Origin of the sequence: Candidatus Accumulibacter vicinus, from assembly GCF_000584955.1 — a bacterium.
GTDB classification, from domain to species: Bacteria; Pseudomonadota; Gammaproteobacteria; order Burkholderiales; family Rhodocyclaceae; genus Accumulibacter; species Accumulibacter vicinus.
Map to the genome: position 1 here is coordinate 200,658 of NZ_JDSS02000006.1, position 3,002 is coordinate 203,659.

General features: G+C 63.1%; 3 protein-coding genes, 1 tRNA gene and 1 pseudogene. 1 reads left to right on the forward strand and 4 read right to left on the reverse strand.

Annotated elements, in window-relative coordinates; genetic code table 11:
* Nucleotides 1-261: 261 nt before the first annotated feature.
* Both CAPSK01_RS01735 and CAPSK01_RS21380 read right to left on the reverse strand, forming a co-directional pair.
* Nucleotides 262-337: transfer RNA gene (locus CAPSK01_RS01735), tRNA-Asn, on the reverse strand.
* Nucleotides 338-508: 171 nt separating this feature from the next.
* Nucleotides 509-712, reverse strand: a pseudogene (locus CAPSK01_RS21380) (transposase); the annotation flags it as partial.
* A gap of 84 nt (nucleotides 713-796) precedes the next feature.
* On the opposite strand from CAPSK01_RS21380, the gene CAPSK01_RS01745 reads away from it, so the two are divergent.
* Nucleotides 797-1,684 (forward strand): PhzF family phenazine biosynthesis protein, encoded by an 888-nt coding sequence (locus CAPSK01_RS01745; RefSeq protein WP_034921468.1) that lies wholly within the window; start codon nucleotides 797-799, stop codon nucleotides 1,682-1,684.
* A gap of 521 nt (nucleotides 1,685-2,205) precedes the next feature.
* Here the strand turns inward: CAPSK01_RS01745 and CAPSK01_RS01750 are convergent.
* Together CAPSK01_RS01750 and CAPSK01_RS01755 are read right to left on the reverse strand one after the other, a co-directional pair.
* On the reverse strand, nucleotides 2,206-2,583 hold the full coding sequence (locus CAPSK01_RS01750) for a LysR family transcriptional regulator (RefSeq protein ID WP_273702875.1): 378 nt from the start codon (nucleotides 2,581-2,583) through the stop codon (nucleotides 2,206-2,208).
* 33 nt (nucleotides 2,584-2,616) lie between these two features.
* Nucleotides 2,617-3,002: TSUP family transporter (locus CAPSK01_RS01755; protein WP_034921471.1), on the reverse strand; the 386-nt coding region annotated here is incomplete at its 5' end.

A 3,002-nucleotide genomic window follows, 5' to 3' on the forward strand; every position in this document is an offset into this window, starting at 1 on the left:
GGATCGCTCGAGGGGCGCACACGGGGCAGTGGTTCGATTCGATGGTTAACCAAGTACCCGGCGCACCGATGATCATGCCGGACTAGAGGGCGTCCGGGAATGACTAGAAAAAGCCCCGCGCAGGCGTCTTTGGATAGAAAAACAATCCCCCAGATTCAAAGGGGGATAGTATTACGGCATATTCAACAGGGCAAATATATTTGCCAAACGCCGTTTTATTAGCCTGACAGAGTGCTAAATAGCACGTAACTCATTGATTATTGGCTCCCCGACCTGGGCTCGAACCAGGGACCTACGGATTAACAGTCCGACGCTCTACCGACTGAGCTATCGAGGAACACGCAGGCGGGCAGTTTAGCCACTAGCAGCCGGTTCGTCAACATTCACTTGGCTTTTTGCCAGGGTAAATTTGTTCTGCTCGTAACCCCTTGATTTTCAGTTCTTCCGACAGGGGTAGCGCTCCTCGGCCCGGGCGGCAATCTTGGCCTTGGCCGCGGCCATGGCCGCCAGCGATGAAGCGAAAGGCCACTGAGTCGTAGGTCGCCTGCTCCAGCCTGCGGCTGGAGAAGATACCCGTGGCGTAGCCATAGACCAGAATCGCCAGCAGGGTCGCCGGGTGGTAGGCTTTCGAGCCGCGCCCAGCGTATTGCCGCGTCAGCGTGGAAAGATCCAGCTGTGGCATTCCAGACCTTCGATGCGGTCGTATCCGCATGTTGGCTGAACCCGGACGTTCCCGGGTCTGTCTGACCGTGACCTGGCATTGACGTATCCCAACGCACCAAGACCTCCATTCCCCATGACCGTCCCGGATTTCTTTCAAGTTGATGTCTTCGCGACGCGCCCGTTGACCGGAAACGGCCTGGCAGTCTTCCTGTTCACGGACGGCTGGTCGGCGCCGATCATGCAAGGCCTGACCCAGGAGATGAAGCAGTTCGAGTCCATCTTTCTTTCGGAGGTCACGTCGACTGGCGCCTGTGCTCGTGTGTTTACAGTGGAAGAGGAACTTCCGTTCGCCGGTCACCCGGTGCTCGGGGCCGCTGCGGTGCTTCACCGCACCCAGACGCCGGAGGCCGAAACGAGTTCTTGGATTCTGAAACTTCCGTCCGGGGACGTACCGGTCAACACCAAGAAGATGGACGGCCACTACCTGGCCGAAATGAATCAGGGGCCGGCGATCTTCGGTACCGCCATCGCCTCGGCCGAGTTGGCGCCGATCCTGTCGAGGCTCGGCCTGGAATCCGGCGATCTCACTGCCGGATTTCCGGCGGTGGTTATTTCAACGGGCCTGCCCTACCTCGTCGTTCCGGTTCGCCCTGAAGCGCTCGCGTGGGCGGCGATCAGCGGCACGGATCTGGAAGCGCTACTTTCCGTGCATGGTGCGAAGTTCGTCTTTGTGCTTGATGTTGCCGGCCGCGAGCTCAGGACCTGGGACAACCTGGGTCGGGTCGAGGATGTCGCGACCGGCAGTGCCGCCGGCCCGGCGGCAGCGTACCTCTTCAGCCTCGGCCTTGCCGATCCGAACTTGCCGGTCGAGCTTGCACAGGGGCGTTTTGCCGGTCGCCCAAGCAGGATCCGGGTCATCCGCGACGAACGCGGCGGACTCCTCGTCAGCGGAGAGGTCTGGCCTGTCGCCCACGGGTTTCTGGATCCGGGTACCTTGCGGGTCGAAGCCCTTGGTCCATAGGTGGAAGCGCAGGGGATGCATGCGTTCCAGCGAAGCCCTCCGGAAACGACTCGGCCGCTGATGAGGGATTTTCATGAGCGGCTTGAGGCGATTTCACCCCGCCTCGCCGACGCTTCCTTATCGTGGGCGATCAGGCCTGGGGCTACAAGGGAAGGACCATCGCCGCGATCAAGGTGGCCGCACAAGCAAAGCCAGGCTGATCCCGCCTGACGCCGCCGGCGGTTCCCGCAGCAGCGAGCGGGCGCGGCGCGGACATCGACGCCTCAGAGCTTGTGAAGAAATCGTAGCGAGCCCGTCGAGCGCAAGGCGCCCGGCGCGCAGCGACGAGACAGTACACGGAGTATGGCGAGGAGCGAGCACCGGGCAACGCGGCGATCGGCGGGTGCAGTAGATTTATTCACAAGCTCTCAGTCCTTGGGCGTCGCATCGTCCATCTGCACGCGCATCGCCATCAGCCAGTCGAGGACGGCCTGTTGCGATTCGGATCTGGGCACGCCCACCGGCGTGGCCACGAAGTAGGATCACTCGGAAGGCAACTCGAGGCCGAACAGCTTGACCAGCGTGCCATCGCGCAGTTGTCGCTCGACCAGGACGTCGATGTGGATGTCCGGATGCAGGCGCTGGATCAGCCAGTTCAACGCGACCGCCGGTGCAAGACTCGGCCGCACGGTCGGCTTGCCGGCGGCGGAGACCTTCGCGACGCCGTCGCGCACGTAGGGCAGCAGTTCGCGGCCTTTGGGCGTCAGCGTCACCGCGTGGCCGATCCGCATCAACAGCGTCACGCCGAGCTGCGACTCGAGCTGGCTGATGCGATGGCTGACCGCGCTCTGCGTCACCGAAAACTCGTCGGCCGCCCAGGAAAAACTGCCGTGCCCCGCCACGGCCTCGAAGGCCGTCAAGCCGGTGATCGCCGGCGTGCGAACGGGTCGCTTTCACCCCAACAATCCCCGCAGCACCATGTAGCTGCCGACCAGCAGCATGGCGAAGAAAAACCAGCGCCGAAACGCGACGGGCTCGATGCGGTCGCGCATGTGCTGACCGATGAACATCCCGAGCAGGGCCGGCACGACCACGAGCAGCGACGCCCACAGCATTTCGCACGGATAACTGCCCGACGACTCGAGCGCCACGGTCGATACCATGAAGGACAGGCCGAGCGCCTGGACGAGTTCGTCCTTGCTCAGCGCCAGCGCGCTCAGGTAGGGCACGGCCGGAACGACGAAAACGCCGGTAGCGCCGGTAGCGCCGGTGAGGATGCCGGTGACGAAGCACACGACCGGAGACAAGCCGCGCTCGAGCTTCGCCGGCACCGCAAGCC